The following is a 16,951-nucleotide window of genomic DNA, read 5'->3' on the forward strand; positions in this document are numbered from 1 at the left end:
AATGTACGACAAGCATACGCTATTTTATAAAAAAAATGAAAGAATAAATATATTTGTGTATAAATATGAAGTGAGTATGAAAAAACAATAAATGCAAGCGTTGGAATTGTATTTTTATATCCTATAATCCATAAAAATTATATTATTTAGGGTGTGCTATTTTAAATACTTATGATGCATGGCCCTTCGTTAAATGTAACTCAGTGAGATTGGAAGCTCACCCAAAGCATATACCATTGGGTTATCTGTTTGAGGTGTATTTATGAATAGTAGGGTGGCTTAAGAAAAGTAGCCATCAGGTTACTCTGTTTTTTGCTAATATACTTGGCCATTTGAGACTAAGTGGTTTTGGGTTTCCAGAGGAAAAGCACAAACGACTTTAGAGGTTACATATTTGATGTATGTCTCATGTGTTCTGATTGTACGAATGGTAACCAAATAATAAGCAAGCAAAAACACGCTAGCTAAAAATATTGCAAATTTTTAGGGGGGTGAATGGCTGGGGCGAACGACGGGGATCGAACCCGCGACAACCGGTACCACAAACCGGCGCTCTACCAACTGAGCTACGTCCGCCACACAGCTAGGGGTCATATAAGAAAGCGCACTTCATCCGTCAATCCATAGTTTGCCGGATGAAGTGATTTTTTTCAGGTGCGTTCGCGCCATGCCCGGATCCGACTGATGGCCTCTTGCAGGATGGCTTCCTGTTTACAAAAGGCAAAGCGCAGCAAATGGGTTGGGGGAGCGCCATTGCTGGCATCATAAAAGGCAGATGCCGGAATGGTTGTAACGCCAGCCTCCCGTGTCAGGCGTTGTGCAAAGGCTACGTCGTCCTCCCCTTTTGCAAGGGGGGTGATGTCAGCCATGACGAAGTAGCTGCCGTGACAAGGCAGAACCTCCAGCCCTACGCTGCGCAAGCCGTCAGATAAAATGGTACGTTTATGCGCAAGATCAGCGGCCAGCCCCTGAAAATAATGTGTGTCCTTGTGTAAGCCATAGGCTATGGCACGTTGCAGGTTAGGGGCAGTGGCAAACACAAGGTTCTGATGGGCCTTAGCAATGACAGTCGCCAGTGGTGCCGGTGCCGTTACGTACCCGACTTTCCATCCCGTCAGGGAAAAGCTTTTGCCCGCGCTGCCAATGCGTATGCAGCGCTCCCGCATATCTGGGAGCGCCATAAGAGAGATGTGGGGCGCGCCAAAGGTCAGATGTTCATAAACTTCATCACATACGGCGTAGGCATCGTACTGTTTCAGTAAGTCGGCAATGAAAGTCAGTTCTTCCTGCGTAAAAACCTTGCCGGTTGGGTTCATGGGGGTGTTCAGCAAGATGGCCTTGGTGCGGGCTGAAAATGCGTTGGCCAGAGCATCTCGCGGGAGTGTCCAGTCCGGGTGCTCCAGCCGTACCAGTTTGGGAATACCGCCAAGCTGACGCACCATTGGCAGATAGGTGTCATATAGCGGTTCAATCAGGACGACTTCATCTCCTGGTTCAATGAGCGCCATGAGAGAGATGGCAAGGGCTTCTGTGGCACCAGAAGTGACGATCACTTCAGAATCGGGGTTGATGGTCAGGCCCTGAAAGCGTGCATTGGAGTCGGCCACAGCCTGACGCAATTCTGGTAGTCCGGTGAGGGGGGCATACTGATTTTGCCCATCCAGAAGTGCATCTGCCGCAACGCGCACCATGTCTTGTGGCCCTTCCGTATCCGGAAAGCCCTGCCCAAGATTTACGGCATCATACTGGCGCGCCAGAGCGGACATGACAGTAAAAATAGTGGTGGGCTGCGCCTCCAACAGGCGATTGAGCGGTTTTGTCATGTCAGGCCTCCTTTTCTGGCGGCGTGGAGAGTGCCAGCAAAAACAGCCAAAATCCATGCGTCAGGATACTGGGTCAGTGCTTTATCGATACTATTTCGCATATGCCCGATTGCTCATGCGGCCAACCCGTGCAAGTTTGTGGGGGTTCGGCTTGGGTACTCATGCCTCAAGGGCATGGCTGCACAAAAGACGGACCCCTCAAACAGGGTGCAGCAGTAATATATTGATGATGTGACATGAGAAAGATCGAGGCCATCATAAAGCCCTTCAAGTTGGACGAGGTGAAGGAAGCCCTTCACGAACTCGGCCTGCAAGGGATTACCGTAATCGAGGCAAAAGGCTTCGGGCGGCAGAAGGGGCACACGGAACTGTATCGTGGCGCGGAATATATTGTTGATTTCCTGCCCAAAATGAAAATTGAGGTTGTCTGTCCGGCCAATCTGGTTGAACGGGCGGTTGAGGCCATATCGGCCGCAGCCCGCACGGGACGAATCGGAGACGGAAAGATCTTTATTCTCCCGGTGGAGGACGTGGTCCGAATCCGCACGGGGGAAAGAGGAGAAGACGCCATCTGAGGTGCTGCCATACATGGTCAGCCCTGTTGGGTGTGGCCGGGTAGCCGTGCCACAGGGCGCACATTTGATAATCCTAGCCGTGCCGGAAGCGTTCCGGTGCGCAACAGGTTGTAGGTGAAGAGAGAATGGTTAAGAAAACGACGTCTGCGGGTGATGCCAAAGCCGCAGCTATTGCCAAGGTTTTTGAGCTCATTCAGGAACATTCGGTTGAGCTGGTTGACCTGCGCTTTACCGACCCGCGCGGCAAGTGGCATCATACGGCACAGTATATTACGACCATTGAAGAAGATACCTTCACCGAAGGCTTCATGTTCGATGGGTCCTCCATTGCTGGCTGGAAAGCCATCAATGAAAGCGACATGGTGCTGCTGCCTGATCCTGAAACAGCCGTCATGGACCCGTTCTCTGCTCGTCCGCAGCTCATCCTGTTCTGCGATATTATCGAGCCTTCAACCGGTCAGCCTTACAACCGTGACCCGCGCTCTACCGCCAAGCTGGCTGAGCAGTATCTGAAGTCCTCCGGTCTGGGTGACACAGCATTCTTTGGTCCAGAAGCTGAATTCTTCATCTTCGATAACGTCCGCTTTGGTACAGGCCCCAACTTTGGCACCTACCAGCTTGACAGCATTGAAGGCCCTGGTGCGTCTATGAAGGACTACCCAGAAGGCAACATGGGCCACCGCCCTGGTGTTAAGGGTGGTTACTTCCCGGTTGCGCCTGTTGATAGCGAATCTGACCTGCGTGCAGAAATGCTGGCAACCATGGGCGAAATGGGCCTGCCGATTGAAAAGCACCACCACGAAGTTGCACAGTCTCAGCACGAACTGGGTACAAAGTTCGACACGCTGGTGCGCTCTGCTGACTTCATGCAGATCTACAAATACTGTATTCACAACGTGGCACAGTCTTACGGCAAGACAGCAACCTTCATGCCAAAGCCAATTTATGGCGATAACGGCTCAGGTATGCATGTTCACCAGTCCATCTGGAAAGACGGCAAGCCTACGTTTGCTGGGAACGGCTATGCTGACCTGTCTGATTCCGCACTGTATTACATCGGCGGTATCATTAAGCATGCAAAGGCTCTGAATGCCTTTACCAACCCGTCTACCAACTCCTACAAACGCCTGATTCCGGGTTTTGAAGCACCTGTGCTGCTGGCTTACTCTGCCCGCAACCGCTCTGCTTCCTGCCGTATTCCATATGCAACCAACCCTAAGGCAAAGCGCGTTGAAGTTCGCTTCCCGGACCCAACAGCTAACCCTTACCTGGCATTCTCTGCCATGCTGATGGCTGGTCTGGACGGTATCAAGAACAAGATCCACCCTGGCGATGCCATGGATAAAGATCTGTACGACCTGCCTCCGGAAGAACTGAAGCAGATCCCAACCGTTGCAGGCTCCCTGCGTGAAGCTCTGGAAGCCCTTCAGGCTGACCACGAGTTCCTGCTGGCTGGTGGCGTGTTCACCAAAGACCAGATTGAAAGTTACATCAACATCAAGTGGGAAGACGTGTATCGCTTTGAACACACGCCACACCCGGTTGAGTTTGAAATGTACTACTCAGTCTAATCCTTCCGTCAGGAAGAATAGACAAAAGGCGCGGCTCTCTCTGAGGGCCGCGTTTTTTTTGGCCTATGTTCGGGAGGGGGAGTGGCAGGGTGGCTTAGAAGGAGGGCGGTGTTGCCGCTGTGACAAGATGGCAGGGCTGTGACCCAACATTGCGGAAACGATGGGGGCGAGAGCTGTCAAAGTAAAATGCGTCTCCGGGCCCGAGAATGGTAGTGTGTTCCCCTACCGTCACTTCTATCTCACCACTGACAACAACGCCGCCCTCTTCTCCCTCATGCTGGAGGGGTTCCGGGCCTGTGTCTGTCTGGGGTTGATAGACTTCATTCAGGATCTGAAGGGCGCGGCCGTGCAGGCTACTCCCAATCTGGCGGTATGAGATGCCGTTGGTGCCAATTTCGCTCAGGTCTTGTGCACGATAGAAGAGTTTGCGCTCCTCACTTTGTTCAAATGCGAAGAAGTCAGACAAACTCATGGGCAGCGCATCAACAATCTGGCGCAGCAGACCGACCGAGGGGTTAATGGCGTTTGCCTCAATCAGAGAGATTGTGCCATTTGCCACGCCACAGCGTCGCGCCAGTTCTCTTTGAGAAAAACCGCGTTGAGTGCGTAATGCATAGAGTGTGCTCCCTACATCCATGATGTGCTGGCCCCTTGGTACGCTAACTTTATATTCTCCTACCGTAATGATATAACCAATAATGCTATTAAGCCAAATGTGAATTCTGGCCCACGTGGAGAAGCAGGATGCAGGCGGCTTGCTAGGGGTGGGTTGATTTTGCGCCTTATAACCTCTTGAATGTTCGGCTTATCTCAATGATGCACCAAAACCTTGCCTGTTTATACAAAAGGTGCGGTTTTGCCTGGCAGCGCTGAGCCGGAACGATATGCACGCAAAAGGCGCGGGTCATGACGCACAATCACTCCTCTCATAACAGCAGCGCCATGGCTGTGCATGACCAGCAGGAACCTAAAAAAGGTTTGAAGACGCGTCATGTCAGCATGATCTCGTTAGGAGGGGTCATAGGTGCTGGGTTGTTTGTGGGGTCTTCCGGGGCAATACTGACTGCCGGGCCAAGTGTAATCCTATCGTACCTGATTGCCGGGGCCATGATGTTTCTGGTCAATATCTCCCTGCGCGATATTGCCCGTGCTGCACCGGGCCATGGGTCTTTTATCAGCCAGATTACCTATGCCCTTGGGGCATTGCCCGGTTTTGTGGCGGGATGGGTGTATTGGCTGATCTGGATTACGGTACTGGGGGTGGAAGTTATTGCCTCGGCATCCTTAATGGCGCCGTATATTCCCCTCCCTTTTGCGGCGATTGAGTTTCTGATTCTTGCCTTCATGACCGGAATAAACTTGCTTTCCGTGCGTCACTACGGGGAGTTTGAGTACTGGTTTGCCATGATCAAGGTTGTGGCGATTGTCGGCTTTATTGCCATTTCGGTTTATCTGTTGGGCACGCACACTGTGCCTGTGCAGGAGAACCTGTTTGGGCATGGAGGTTTTCTGCCACAAGGTTTGTTGGCGTTTATGGCTGCCATTCCTACGGCCCTGTTTTCCATGACCGGCAGTGAGGTCGCGACAATTGCAGCGCTGGAAACGGATGAGCCAGACCGAAATATTGCCCGTGTGACCCGCACGGTGGCTGTCCGTCTGCTGGTATTTTACCTGACCTCCATCATACTCATTCTCTGCCTCATGCCGTGGTCGGATCAGGAGCAGGGGGTTTCACCCTTTCTGGCAGTGCTGAACCGGTTTCATGTTCCTTATGCGGCTACCGCAATGGGGCTGGTTATTCTTTCCGCCACACTCTCCACCCTGAACTCCGGGGTTTATGCCACATCGCGCGTGGTGTTTGAGATGGCGCAGCGCGGTGACATGCCGCGTTTTTTCTGCACGGTAAGCGGTAGGGCTGGTGTGCCAAGAAGGGCAATTCTGGCCAGTGCTATGGCTGCTTTGCTGGTATCCGGGTGCGCGGCATTTTCGCCGCACCTCATTTTTGCCTTTCTCGTATCGATCGTTGGCACGTTCGTGATGTTCTATAATACGTTGATTGTCTGTAGCCGTATTCGGTTATGCACAGCGCAAGCCTGGAAGGGCTGGCTGGCGCTAGGACTGCTGGCTACTGCCTTTGCTGCCATGATGAGCGTTGCTGAAACCCGGTATCAGCTCGGCATAGGGGTGGCAGCACTGTGCTGTATGGCATTTGGGGGTTGGGTGCGCCTCAGGGGAGGCCCTATGCCTCAGCAGCAGAACTGAGAGACTCGTGCCTGTGCCATGAAGCAATCATCTGGTTGTTTGTCAGGAAGTTTAGAAAATGCGGGAACTCTTGCAGGACTGCTTGCGTTAGAGCCGCACAAAGCCTGACTTTCTTGACAGCATAGAGATTCAGGCGCACCCTGCCTTACCAAACTGGTGCGCTCTTAAACAGGCCATCATGATTGGACGCTTCCTCCCCCGCGCTGCCCAGAAGGGGGGTGGAGGAGGAGAGCGTAAGTCCTACCACTTTTGGCTGGAGCTTGCCTCTTTTTCAGCACTGCACCACCTAGCGCAACGTCTGGTGCAAGGCAGGGAGCTTTTCAGTTCAGAGGAGTGCTGACCTATGGTGTCTTCTGTTATCAATGTTGGTCCTGAAAATAATCTGTCAAGGTATCTTCAGGACATTCGCAAATACCCGCTCCTGACACCGGAGGAAGAACTGCGTCTTTCCCATTTGTGGAAAGACAAAGGTGATGTTCAGGCTGCCCATAAACTCGTGACATCTCATCTGCGTCTGGTGGCAAAAATTGCCATGGGCTACCGTGGCTACGGCTTGCCGGTGAATGAACTGATTAGCGAAGGCAATGTGGGGATGATGCAGGCCGTTCGCCGCTTTGACCCCGATAAAGGCTTCCGTCTGGCAACCTATGCCATGTGGTGGATCCGCGCTGCTATTCAGGAATACATTCTGCACAGTTGGTCTCTGGTTAAAATGGGTACGACCGCAGCCCAGAAAAAACTGTTCTTTAACCTGCGCCGCCTGAAAGGGCAGATGCAGGCTATTGAGGATGGCGATTTGCAACCGGAACAGGTGAACAAAATTGCCACAACTCTGGGCGTGCCAGAGCAGGATGTGGTGAACATGAACCGCCGTATGGCGGCACCAGACCACAGCCTGAATGCGCCCATGCGCACTGATGAAAGCAGTGAGTGGCAGGACCGTCTGGTTGATGACCAGCATAATCAGGAAGAAGTTTACGCTGAGAACGAAGAGCTTTCGGGTCGTAAAGCTCTGCTTACCTCGGCGTTGGATACGCTGAACGAGCGTGAAAAACATATCTTCACGCAACGCCGTCTCATGGATGAGCCGTCCACATTAGAAGATTTGGCACACGAATACGGTATTTCCCGTGAGCGTGTACGCCAGATTGAAGTGCGGGCTTTTGAGAAGGTGCAGGCGGCTATGAAGAAAGAGGTTGATGCACGGCGCAACGAAGTGCTTGGTAAATAACGCAATCTGCTTGCGGCTGGACATGAGGCCGCATTGCAGAGCGTGATAAAAAGGGAGGGCTTCGCCTTCCTTTTTTGTTTGATATGAGAGTGATATGTCCAAAATTCCTGCCGCGCCGCCCACTCTGAGTGGTGCAACCGTGCGCCTTGAGCCCCTCCAGCATACTCATTGTGCCGCGTTGGCTGAGGCCGTGCAGGATGGCCAGTTATGGACTGTATGGTGCACCACAGTACCACGGCCTGAGCAAATGCAGGTAGAGATCGACCGCCGGTTGGCGTTGCAGGATGCAGGAAGCATGTTGCCCTATACGGTCATTAACACAGCGGACAACCGTGTAGTGGGTATGACAAGCTACATGAACATAGAGCGCAGCGTGCCGCGGGTGGAAATAGGCTCCACATGGTATGCAGCCAGTGCGCAACGGACCGGGTTGAACACAGAGGCCAAGACTTTGTTGCTGACCCATGCGTTTGAAACCATGGGGTGCAATGTTGTTGAATTGAGAACCCATTTCCTGAACCAGCGCAGCCGTAAAGCGATTGAGCGGCTGGGGGCAAAGCTGGACGGTATTTTGCGTAACCACCTGCGTATGGCTGATGGCTCTTTGCGCGACACATGCGTGTACAGCATTATTGCTACGGAGTGGCCTGCGGTAAAAATGCACTTGCAGCATGGTCTGCGCCGCGACTGAAGTCCGTGCACATATAGTGGTTGAGTATTTAGGCCTTTGCGTACGCGACGCGGCGGGCGCAAAGAGGGACACAGCACAGCAGGCCTGCCAGCAACCAGAACGCACCTTTTAAGGTTATAAGGCTTGCAGCAAAACCAATGCCAGCCGGGCCAAGCAACACACCGGTATACCCAATGGTGGTGAGGGCTGAAACTGCAAGCCCGGCAGGCATGACGGTTTGTTCTGCTGCCCTACGAAAGAGAATGGGGGCGATATTGGCAATGCCCAGCCCAATAAAAACAAAGCCAGATAAAGCCAGTGCTTTAAAGGGTGAAAGCAGAAGGCAGGCTATGCCAGCAATGGCCAGAACAGCGCCCCCGCTCAGTATGGTGGCAGCCCCCAAGCGGGCGGTTACTCTGTCACCCAATAGTCTGCATACAGTCATGGCAACAGAAAACAGCATATAGCCCATGCCGCCCTTGGCAACCGGTAACAGTCCCGCACTGGTAATCAGGAGCGCCCCCCAATCCAGCATGGCGCCCTCTGCCAAAAATGCGATGGCGGCCAACAGGGAGAGCAGCAGCACAATACCACGCGGCATGGCAAAGAGCGGCTCACCCTCTCCCTGCTTGGTGCTGATAAAGTGCGGAAAAGCATAAATCAGGACAATCAGCATCAAGGCTGAGCAGATAATCGTGCTGTGAAAGGGCGGGAGATGGCAAGACAGCAGGAAGGTCATGAAGGCCGCGCCAGCAAACCCTCCAATGCTGAAAAGGGCATGAAACCCAGCCATCAGAGGGCGTTTGGCCAAGCGTTCTACTTCGGTGCCCTGAATGTTCATGGCAACATCTAACACGCCCAGGCTGGCCCCAAAAAATAAGAGAACGACCGCTAAAAACAGCGCTGTAGGGGCTACAGCAAGACCCGGTAGGGTAATGGCCAGGCCTAGAGCGCCGGTAACAATAAGAGGCTTGCTGCCAAATCTACTGTTCAGGGCCCCTGTGCCCAGCATGGCTAGAACAGATCCGGTTCCCAAACATAGCAGCAAAGACCCAATGGCTCCTGCGTCTGTATGCAGGCGCTCCTGAGCGAAAGGGACCAAAGGTGCCCAGCAGGCAAGCCCAAAACCCCCTAATAAAAAAGCCAGTCGGGTTGCAAGGCAGGCTGCGCGGGGTGTAACGGGCATGTTCCAGTGCTCCCTGTTTATGCCAGTGCAGCATCCTGAATAAAGAACGTGACGTCTGTTCGGCCATTCCAGCTTTCTGCGCGCAGGTAACCGGCTAAATGGAGAGGCGGGCGGGTTGTATCTTCCAACGCGGGTGCCAGCGGGCTGTTTTCCACCCGGAAGACCAGCGCTTTCAGACGGCCCCCGTCAGCACCTTTTAACAGCAGACGCAGTGTATTCCCGTCCCGGCCAATACGGTCTGCCTTAACTACCTGTACGTGAGATAAGGCAATGAGAGGTTCGGCATTGCCCGCGCCAAATGGTGCAAGAGTGGCAAGGTTTTGGGCTAGATCAACTGTAGCTCCTCCGACAGAGACAGCAGCATCAATATCAAGGTCTACCGCGTTGGGCAGTTCCGCAGCGCCAGCCAGCCTTTCATCCAGAAAGGCGTGAAATTCTGCCACGTTGTCGACAGGGAGCGAAAATCCCGCTGCCATGGCGTGTCCACCGCCAGTCGTCAACAGTCCGGCCTGTCGTGCCGCGATAATAACAGTGCCAAGGTCTAGCCCCGGTACGGAGCGGCCAGAGCCTTTGACAGATCCATCTTCCTGCTCAGCCCCGACCAGTGCTGGCCGGTTGAACTGCTCCTTGATGCGCCCTGCGACAATACCCACCACGCCGGGATGCCAGTTTTTGCCTGCCAGAAAAATAACAGCATGTCCCGCTTCCCGCTGCTCCGTGGCCTGTTGCATTGCTAGGTCCAGAATTTCAGCTTCCACGCCTTGGCGTTTGCGGTTAACGGCATCCAGCCGTTCCGCCATAATCTTGGCTTCGTGCGGGTCTTCGCACCGCAGGAGGCGTAGGCCTAAGGCAGCCTCTGCAATCCGCCCGCCTGCATTGATGCGGGGGCCAAGAGCGAAGCCGCAGGAAAATGCATCTGGGGCTTTGGTAACGCTGGCTATCTCCAGCAACGCAGACAGACCCACCCGCTGGCGGCGTGCCATAACCTTAAGGCCTTGGGCAACAAAAGCCCTGTTCAGGCCTTGCAGTGGCATGACATCGCACACCGTAGCCAGAGCAACAAGATCAAGCTGGCGGAGCAGGTCTGGTGCGGGGTTGGTCTCAAACCAACCCAGAGCCCTCAGGTCTCGCGCTGTGGCAACGGCGGCCAAAAATGCCAGCGCTGCTGCACAAATATGATTGAGGCGGGAAGAGCAGTCAGGTCTGTTGGGGTTTACCGTTGCCAGAATGGCAGGCAGAGCATCTTCTGACTTGTGGTGGTCCAGAACAATCAGGTCGGCTTTGTCTTCCATCTGGTTCAGGATATCTGCAGCGGCCGTTCCGCAATCCACACAGATAATGAGTTTGGCACCCTGTGCTGCCAGATTTTCCAGTGCGGGCAGGTTAGGGCCGTAGCCCTCTGTCATTCGGTCAGGAATATGAGTGTGGACAGTGCTGCCCAGCTCTTCAAAAAAAGAGGCCAGAATGCCGGAGGCGCACGCGCCATCAACGTCATAATCGCCAAAAATACCAATGGTCTCGCCTTGCTGTACGGCGCGCGCCATGCGGGCTGCGGCTATGTCCATATCCTGCAAGGTGGAGGGGTTGGGCATAAGCGCCCGTAATTTAGGGTCCAGAAAATCTGCGGCACTCTCTAACGAGAGCCCGCGCAGCGCCAGCAGGCGGCCTACAATTTCCGGCAGGCCTGCCCGTTGGGCAATGGCAGCCCCCAGCCTTTGACAGTCCGGATTATCCGCGCCGGTCCGCCATAACCAGCGGCGGCCAGACAGGCTGGTCTCCACCCCCAGAGCCACATGCGTTTGAGTGAGTGTGGCAGGTGCGGTGGGGGAGAGAACAGTCATGACGTCCAAAGGTGCTGGGTGCTAACCCCGCGTTATTGCGGGGTCCATGTTTTGGTGTTGAAGTTATGGTGCCCTTCAATAAACCGAACTGTGCCGGATTTGGAGCGCATAACCAGAGAATGTGTCACGGCATGTGTAGGGTGGCGATGAATACCCCGCAAGAGCGTTCCAGATGTCACGCCTGTAGCGGAGAACAGCACAGAACCTGCCGCCATATCATGCAGACCCAGTTTGCGGTCCGGGTCTTTGCCGGGGTTCATTTTCTGGGCGCGGGTGCGCTGTGTCTCATCTTCAAACAGCAGGCGGCCCTGCATCTGGCCATTGACGCAGCGCACAGCCGCAGCAGCCAGAACCCCTTCTGGCGCACCGCCAGAACCAGCATAAATATCTACCTGACTGTCGCCCATGCAGGCGGCAATGGCGGCAGCAACGTCGCCATCGCTGAGGAGGCGCACGCGGGCTCCGGCTTCACGGGTTTTGGCGATCAGTTCTTCGTGTCGGTCACGCTCAAGGGTGCAGAGCACGATGTCTTCAATGGCCTTGCCTTTGGCACGGGCCAGATTACGCAGATTGTTTTCAATGGAGGCATCAAGGTCCACCACGCCGTCAGGCAGGTTGGGGCCAACCACAATCTTGTCCATATAAACGTCTGGTGCGTGCAGGAAATTGCCTTTTTCTGCCAGTGCAACCACCGTAATGGCGTTTGGCATGTCCTTTGCGCACAGGTTGGTGCCTTCAAGCGGGTCTACGGCAATATCCATGGCTGGACCACCGGCGCCCACTTTTTCGCCAATATAAAGCATTGGCGCTTCGTCCATTTCGCCTTCGCCAATGACCACGGTGCCGTCAATGGCGACCGTGTCGAACGCAATACGCATGGCTTCTACGGCAGCACCATCGGCATCGTTTTTCTTGCCACGGCCTGTCCAGTGAGAGGAGGCAAGAGCCGCCGCTTCCGTAACACGTACCAGTTCAAGTGCCAGGTTGCGGTCAGAAACCACAAACTGCTTTGGCTCACGAATGTCAGACATCAGGCAATATTTCCTCTTAATACTAAGGCATGGACAGGCTTTTTCTTGGTGAAAGCTCAGTCCGTTTCAATGCGGATGACCACCGGTGCGTCCGCCACAACATCAAGCGCGTCAATACGCGCTACGGCGTCCTGCATGGCGGCTTCTGATGTCTGGTGGGTGACCAGAACCAGCGGCACATACGGGGCTGTATCATTCCGTGCTGGCGTGGGTTGCAGCATACTGCGCAGCGACACACCGCAGTCACGCAGCACGGCTGTAATATCTGCAATCACACCGGGACGGTCTTCTACCCGCAGGCGCAGATAAAACGCGCCTTTTCCGGCAGAAAGAGGGCAGGCCTGCAAGGCATCAGCCTGCGTGGTCTGTACGCCCCAGACGGGAATGGTGTTGCCACGGGCAATATCGATCAGGTCTGCGGTCACAGCGCTGGCGGTTGGGCCTGCACCTGCGCCGCGGCCTTCAATCATGAGGCGGCCCGCAAAAGCGCCTTCCGCCACAACGGCATTAAACACGCCGTCAACCTGTGCAATGGGAGCATCTTCCGGCACGAGGCAGGGCGTTACACGGGCTTCAAGCCCAGCATCGCCCATGCGGGCCAGACCAAGCAGCTTGATGCGATAGCCAAGCTTGCGGGCAAAATCGAGGTCTGCTGCGCCGATATGGCGAATACCCTGCACATGCACCGTGCTGAAATCTACGGGGCGGCCAAAGGCCAGGCCAGCAAGAATGGCCAGCTTATGGGCTGCGTCCCACCCATCAATATCGGTGGAGGGGTCGGCTTCTGCATAGCCAAGCTGTTGGGCATCGGCCAGAACGGACGCAAAGTCCTTACCTGTTTCCCGCATGACGGTCAGGATGTAGTTGCAGGTCCCGTTCAGAATACCACCGATACGCAACAGGCGGTCTGCTGCCAGCCCCTCACGCACGGTTTTGATGGCAGGAATACCCCCTGCTACCGCCGCTTCAAACAAAAGGGGCGCATTGTTGGTAGCGCTGCTCTGGGCAAGGGCGGGGCCATGTAGGGCCAGAAGCGCCTTGTTGGCGGTGACTACAGCCTTGCCAGCGGCAAGAGCAGCTTCCACCAAGGCACGGGCAGGCCCTTCTGAGCCGCCAATCAACTCCACCACAACATCCACTTCGGGATCAGTAGCCAGATCAACCGCGTTGTCGTACCACCGCAGGCCTTCAAGAGTGACACCACGGTCCTGTGTGCGGTTGCGTGCGCTTACGGCCACGACCTTCAAGGCACGGCCCGCACGGGCTGTAATCAGGTCATGATTGGTTTCAAGCAGCCGAATAACGCCAGCACCTACGGTGCCAAGCCCAGCAATACCAAGACGAAGAGGAGAAGAGGGGGGTGTTACGCTCACGACTTGACAGGCTCCGGCTTGCTGGACGGGGATGAGGCCTCTGGTTTGACACCATGGGCCGAGAGAAAACCGCGAATGGCGCGTGTGGCCTGCCGCAGGCGCTGGGTGTTTTCCACCAGCCCGATACGGACAAAGCCTTCTCCGTGTTCGCCAAAGCCAAGGCCGGGGGCGACTGCCACTCCGGCTTCCTTCAGCAGAAGTTTGGAGAATTCTACGCTGCCCATGTCACGGAAGGGTTCAGGGATAGGAGCCCATGCAAACATGGACCCTTCAGGAGACGGTACGTTCCACCCCCCTGCATGCAGGCCACGGATCAGCACATCGCGCCGCTCCTTATACAGGGCGCGAATGTCTGCCACGCAGTCCTGCGGGCCATTGAGGGCCGCAACGGCGGCAACCTGAATAGGGGTGAAGGCCCCATAATCAAGATAGGACTTGATGCGGGTAAGGGCTGAGATCAGCCGCTCATTCCCCGCAGCAAAGCCCATGCGCCACCCCGCCATGCAGTATGTTTTGGAGAGGGAGGTAAACTCTACTGCAATATCTTTGGCACCCGGCACAGCCAGAATGGAGGGCGGCACCAGATCACCAAAATAGATTTCCGCATAGGCGAGGTCAGAGAGAATGAAAATTTCTTCCCGCCGCGCGAAAGCTACCAACTCCTTGTAGAAATCAAGGTCTGCCAGATAGGCGGTTGGGTTGGAGGGGAAGTTAACAATCAGCGCTGTTGGTTTGGGCACAGAGTGCCGCACGGCACGTTCCAGCGCCCGCAGCATGTTATCGTCCGGCGTTGCGGGAATGGAGCGGACAGATGCTCCAGCAATGATAAAGCCGAACTGATGAATGGGGTAGGATGGGTTTGGCACCAGAATAGTATCACCAGGGCTGGTGATGGCGGAGGCCAGATTGGCCAAGCCTTCCTTGGAGCCAAGGGTGGCAATGACCTCACGCTCAGGGTCAAGTTTCACGTTAAACCGGCGCTCATAATAGCCAGCCAGTGCGCGGCGCAGGCCAGGAATGCCTTTGCTGACAGAATAGCCGTGCGCTCGCGGGTTTTGCACACTTTCCACCAGTTTTTCGACAATATGAGGCGGTGTTGGGCTGTCTGGGTTGCCCATGCCAAGGTCAATAATGTCCTCACCACGCGCTCGGGCTGCCGCTTTGGCCTGATTGACTGAGGCAAAAACATAAGGCGGCAGGCGACGGATGCGGTGAAATTCTTCGGTCATGGACACTCAAAAACCCAAGGCTAGGGATAAGTACGCCCCGCAGGAGTGCGGGGAAAAACATAGTAATGGCAGAAACGGAACAGGCAACTCCCCTTCCACTGCTTTCTGCCTCTTTCTATGCGCCTTAGGGGGATGAGGCGACCCGTGCGCCGGTACCAAACGCATCACCCCGGATATGGATGGCGCTGGCCGGTACATTGCGGCTGATGAGTTCCTTGGCTACGCGTTGCGCCCTGAGCAGTCCAAGCTGCACGGCATCCGCCTGATCCTGCGTACTCAGGGAAGGCGAGTTGCCAAAACCGCGCACATAAAAGGGGCCATTGGGAGTTTTGCTGATCAGTTTGGCAAGGGTGCCATCCTGTCCGCTGGAAAGCTGGTCGGACTGCGGCATGAAGTGCAAGGCCGTACCCTTGGGGTCTGACAGGTCATAGTTGGGCCTGGGCGCATCTGCCAGGTGCGCATCGGTCGGAACGTCAAAACCGGGGAAGGCGGGAGCACTGGGCGGGCCGTCAGGAATTTGCGGCAAGGCGCTTTCTGGTACCGGTGCTCTCTGGGTGCTTTCCTTTACTTCGGGCATAGCCAGCTCAGGGCCTTCGGTGCCTTGTGTCACACTGTCGGTCGTGGAAGGCTTTTTGGCATCCGGCCTTTTGGAGTGCTGCGGCACGCTCGCTTTTGATGGGGGCGGAGGGGCGGCCTCAGCCGCATCCATGATGGCACCGGATGTACCGGCTGGCAGGGTGGGGGAGGCATCCTGCTGGTCAGGGTTCTGGGCAGACAAGGCGAATGGCTTTGCAGATGGTTTGCCTGCTGTTGCTGGCGTGGCTGCGGCGCTGGGTGGCGGCGGAATAACGGGCGTAAGCGTACCGTTTGCGGCAACTGTGCGGTAGGTCAGGTTACGGTCACGGATCAGGTGCTCCGTCAGCAATGCACGGGCCTGTGGAGAGGGCAGCTCAGGTGGTTGCGTGGGCGTTAGGCCGACATGGGGGTAGGGCTCATTCTCGCCGGGTGGTGGGGGGCGTTGCGCGGCAATCACGCCGCCGCGCATATGCTGGGTCCATTCCAGTGTGCTGTCTATTGCGTCCCGATGGTGGCAGGCGCTCAGGCTCACCAAGCATGTTGCCATAAAAAGACCCATGCGCACTGTGCCGGTCTGGAGGAGAGAGGGGCGAGGGCACAGCCGTTCTTTAGGCTGGCGCTGCTCTGGGCACAGGTGCTGCATGATGGGGTGGACGCTCCGCAGGCATAAATAAAAATTATTAGCCAGCACCTTACCGTCTTAGGCCCGTTGTGGCGAGATCATCTGGGCCTCTGTTGGCATTGCTGTGCAATTGCCCCTTGGCACAAGCGCACAGGCAGCGCAGGATATAGAGTATGAGCAGAGACACAGACCATGCGGAGACAGGCATGACGGGCATTTTCCCTCGCACTACCATCAAGCTGGATGATGAAGGGCCGGACGCACCGGAAAACCCTGAAAAAGACGATGCCAAGGCCCCCGGCGCACCTGCGGGTGAGCTTGAGCACAAGCTGTTCAAACAGCGCAAAGTGCTGATTTTTGGCGGCATTAATGACAAAGTGGCCCGCGACGTGACAGGCCGCCTGCTGGCGCTGGCTGGCGAGTCTGACAAGCCGATTGATGTGTACGTCAACTCTCCCGGTGGCCATGTGGAGAGTGGTGACACCATTCACGACATGATTCGGTTTGTCGATTCGATTGCACCGGTCAACATGATCGGGACAGGCTGGGTTGCATCTGCCGGGGCATTGATTTTTGCCGCAGGCCACAAAGACCGCCGCTTCTGCCTGCCCAACACGCGCTTTCTGCTCCACCAGCCGATGGGTGGTGTGCGTGGCCCGGCAACGGATATCGACATTGAAGCACGCGAGATCATTAAGATGCGCGAGCGTCTGAACCGTCTGTTTGCGCGTGAAACAGGCCAGACTTACGAAAAAGTTGCCAAAGATACGGACCGTAACCACTGGATGTCCGCTAATGAGGCAATTGAATACGGCTTAGTGACAAAGATCATTTCTCAGCTTTCTGATCTTCACTAAACCAAGGGACATTCTCTTCCCCCGCTCTGTTGGGCGGGGGAAGGAATTTTTGTTTTACCGGGCTTTTCTCCTGCCTTTCGTGCTCTGACGCGGAGGGAAGGGGA

The 16,951-nt window shown here is 55.4% G+C and carries 14 protein-coding genes and 1 tRNA gene; 6 read left to right on the forward strand and 9 right to left on the reverse strand.

Annotation, left to right across the window (positions count from 1 at the left end; genetic code table 11):
* Window positions 1-500 precede the first annotated feature (500 nt).
* Window positions 501-576, reverse strand: a tRNA-His gene (locus ACTIDN_RS02520).
* A gap of 74 nt (window positions 577-650) precedes the next feature.
* Window positions 651-1,823: an aminotransferase gene (locus ACTIDN_RS02525; RefSeq protein ID WP_441375880.1), complete on the reverse strand. Its 1,173-nt coding sequence runs from the start codon at window positions 1,821-1,823 to the stop codon at window positions 651-653.
* Between the two features lie 236 nt (window positions 1,824-2,059).
* Here ACTIDN_RS02525 and ACTIDN_RS02530 point away from each other — a divergent pair, with 236 nt between their 5' ends.
* Both ACTIDN_RS02530 and glnA read left to right on the forward strand, forming a co-directional pair.
* Window positions 2,060-2,398, forward strand: a complete 339-nt coding sequence (locus ACTIDN_RS02530) for a P-II family nitrogen regulator (protein ID WP_043551886.1) — start codon at window positions 2,060-2,062, stop codon at window positions 2,396-2,398.
* Window positions 2,399-2,523: 125 nt separating this feature from the next.
* Complete coding sequence (glnA, locus tag ACTIDN_RS02535; protein WP_048838443.1) at window positions 2,524-3,969, forward strand: type I glutamate--ammonia ligase; 1,446 nt, start codon at window positions 2,524-2,526, stop codon at window positions 3,967-3,969.
* Window positions 3,970-4,063: 94 nt separating this feature from the next.
* Here glnA and ACTIDN_RS02540 read toward each other — a convergent pair whose 3' ends face one another.
* Window positions 4,064-4,606 carry a cupin domain-containing protein gene (locus ACTIDN_RS02540; protein WP_415509062.1) on the reverse strand — a complete coding sequence of 181 codons (543 nt, stop codon included), beginning with the start codon at window positions 4,604-4,606 and terminating at the stop codon, window positions 4,064-4,066.
* Window positions 4,607-4,875: 269 nt separating this feature from the next.
* Here ACTIDN_RS02540 and ACTIDN_RS02545 point away from each other — a divergent pair, with 269 nt between their 5' ends.
* From ACTIDN_RS02545 to ACTIDN_RS02555, 3 genes are all read left to right on the forward strand, one after another.
* A complete protein-coding gene (locus ACTIDN_RS02545) occupies window positions 4,876-6,231 on the forward strand; it encodes an amino acid permease (RefSeq protein ID WP_441375881.1) in 1,356 nt (451 codons plus the stop codon).
* Between the two features lie 343 nt (window positions 6,232-6,574).
* On the forward strand, window positions 6,575-7,462 hold the full coding sequence (gene rpoH / locus ACTIDN_RS02550) for an RNA polymerase sigma factor RpoH (RefSeq protein ID WP_048838445.1): 888 nt from the start codon (window positions 6,575-6,577) through the stop codon (window positions 7,460-7,462).
* A 94-nt stretch (window positions 7,463-7,556) separates the two neighbouring features.
* A complete protein-coding gene (locus ACTIDN_RS02555) occupies window positions 7,557-8,153 on the forward strand; it encodes a GNAT family N-acetyltransferase (RefSeq protein ID WP_441375882.1) in 597 nt (198 codons plus the stop codon).
* A gap of 28 nt (window positions 8,154-8,181) precedes the next feature.
* On the opposite strand, the gene ACTIDN_RS02560 is transcribed toward ACTIDN_RS02555, so the two are convergent.
* The 6 genes from ACTIDN_RS02560 to ACTIDN_RS02585 all read right to left on the reverse strand — a co-directional run bounded on the left by ACTIDN_RS02560 (window position 8,182) and on the right by ACTIDN_RS02585 (window position 16,011).
* Complete coding sequence (locus ACTIDN_RS02560; RefSeq protein ID WP_441375883.1) at window positions 8,182-9,318, reverse strand: MFS transporter; 1,137 nt, start codon at window positions 9,316-9,318, stop codon at window positions 8,182-8,184.
* Window positions 9,319-9,335: 17 nt separating this feature from the next.
* Window positions 9,336-11,159, reverse strand: coding sequence for a single-stranded-DNA-specific exonuclease RecJ (recJ, locus tag ACTIDN_RS02565; RefSeq protein ID WP_441375884.1), 1,824 nt, complete (start codon window positions 11,157-11,159; stop codon window positions 9,336-9,338).
* A 32-nt stretch (window positions 11,160-11,191) separates the two neighbouring features.
* The gene (gene glpX, locus ACTIDN_RS02570; protein WP_086650340.1) at window positions 11,192-12,190 is read right to left on the reverse strand and encodes a class II fructose-bisphosphatase; all 999 of its coding nucleotides are present in this window, start codon (window positions 12,188-12,190) and stop codon (window positions 11,192-11,194) included.
* A 56-nt stretch (window positions 12,191-12,246) separates the two neighbouring features.
* Window positions 12,247-13,563 (reverse strand): homoserine dehydrogenase, encoded by a 1,317-nt coding sequence (locus ACTIDN_RS02575; RefSeq protein WP_441375885.1) that lies wholly within the window; start codon window positions 13,561-13,563, stop codon window positions 12,247-12,249.
* Window positions 13,560-14,792: an LL-diaminopimelate aminotransferase gene (locus tag ACTIDN_RS02580; protein WP_415509056.1), complete on the reverse strand. Its 1,233-nt coding sequence runs from the start codon at window positions 14,790-14,792 to the stop codon at window positions 13,560-13,562. The genes ACTIDN_RS02575 and ACTIDN_RS02580 overlap by 4 nt, the downstream gene beginning before the upstream one ends.
* 124 nt (window positions 14,793-14,916) lie before the next feature.
* Window positions 14,917-16,011: a hypothetical protein gene (locus ACTIDN_RS02585; RefSeq protein WP_441375886.1), complete on the reverse strand. Its 1,095-nt coding sequence runs from the start codon at window positions 16,009-16,011 to the stop codon at window positions 14,917-14,919.
* A gap of 152 nt (window positions 16,012-16,163) precedes the next feature.
* Between ACTIDN_RS02585 and ACTIDN_RS02590 the strand changes: the two genes are divergently transcribed.
* Complete coding sequence (locus tag ACTIDN_RS02590) at window positions 16,164-16,847, forward strand: ATP-dependent Clp protease proteolytic subunit (RefSeq protein ID WP_181015824.1); 684 nt, start codon at window positions 16,164-16,166, stop codon at window positions 16,845-16,847.
* The last annotated feature ends 104 nt before the right edge of the window (window positions 16,848-16,951 follow it).

It is taken from the genome of Acetobacter sp. (assembly GCF_052102375.1).
In the GTDB taxonomy this organism is placed as follows: domain Bacteria; phylum Pseudomonadota; class Alphaproteobacteria; order Acetobacterales; family Acetobacteraceae; genus Acetobacter.

Bases quoted from the DNA above. Each gene is read 5' to 3' on its own strand.
- ACTIDN_RS02525 (WP_441375880.1), bottom strand. From the start codon at position 1,823: ATGACAAAACCGCTCAATCGCCTGTTGGAGGCGCAGCCCACCACTATT.
- ACTIDN_RS02530 (WP_043551886.1), top strand. From the start codon at position 2,060: ATGAGAAAGATCGAGGCCATCATAAAGCCCTTCAAGTTGGACGAGGTG.
- glnA (WP_048838443.1), top strand. From the start codon at position 2,524: ATGGTTAAGAAAACGACGTCTGCGGGTGATGCCAAAGCCGCAGCTATT.
- ACTIDN_RS02540 (WP_415509062.1), bottom strand. From the start codon at position 4,606: ATGGATGTAGGGAGCACACTCTATGCATTACGCACTCAACGCGGTTTT.
- ACTIDN_RS02545 (WP_441375881.1), top strand. From the start codon at position 4,876: ATGACGCACAATCACTCCTCTCATAACAGCAGCGCCATGGCTGTGCAT.
- rpoH (WP_048838445.1), top strand. From the start codon at position 6,575: ATGGTGTCTTCTGTTATCAATGTTGGTCCTGAAAATAATCTGTCAAGG.
- ACTIDN_RS02555 (WP_441375882.1), top strand. From the start codon at position 7,557: ATGTCCAAAATTCCTGCCGCGCCGCCCACTCTGAGTGGTGCAACCGTG.
- ACTIDN_RS02560 (WP_441375883.1), bottom strand. From the start codon at position 9,318: ATGCCCGTTACACCCCGCGCAGCCTGCCTTGCAACCCGACTGGCTTTT.
- recJ (WP_441375884.1), bottom strand. From the start codon at position 11,159: ATGACTGTTCTCTCCCCCACCGCACCTGCCACACTCACTCAAACGCAT.
- glpX (WP_086650340.1), bottom strand. From the start codon at position 12,190: ATGTCTGACATTCGTGAGCCAAAGCAGTTTGTGGTTTCTGACCGCAAC.
- ACTIDN_RS02580 (WP_415509056.1), bottom strand. From the start codon at position 14,792: ATGACCGAAGAATTTCACCGCATCCGTCGCCTGCCGCCTTATGTTTTT.
- ACTIDN_RS02585 (WP_441375886.1), bottom strand. From the start codon at position 16,011: ATGCAGCACCTGTGCCCAGAGCAGCGCCAGCCTAAAGAACGGCTGTGC.
- ACTIDN_RS02590 (WP_181015824.1), top strand. From the start codon at position 16,164: ATGAGCAGAGACACAGACCATGCGGAGACAGGCATGACGGGCATTTTC.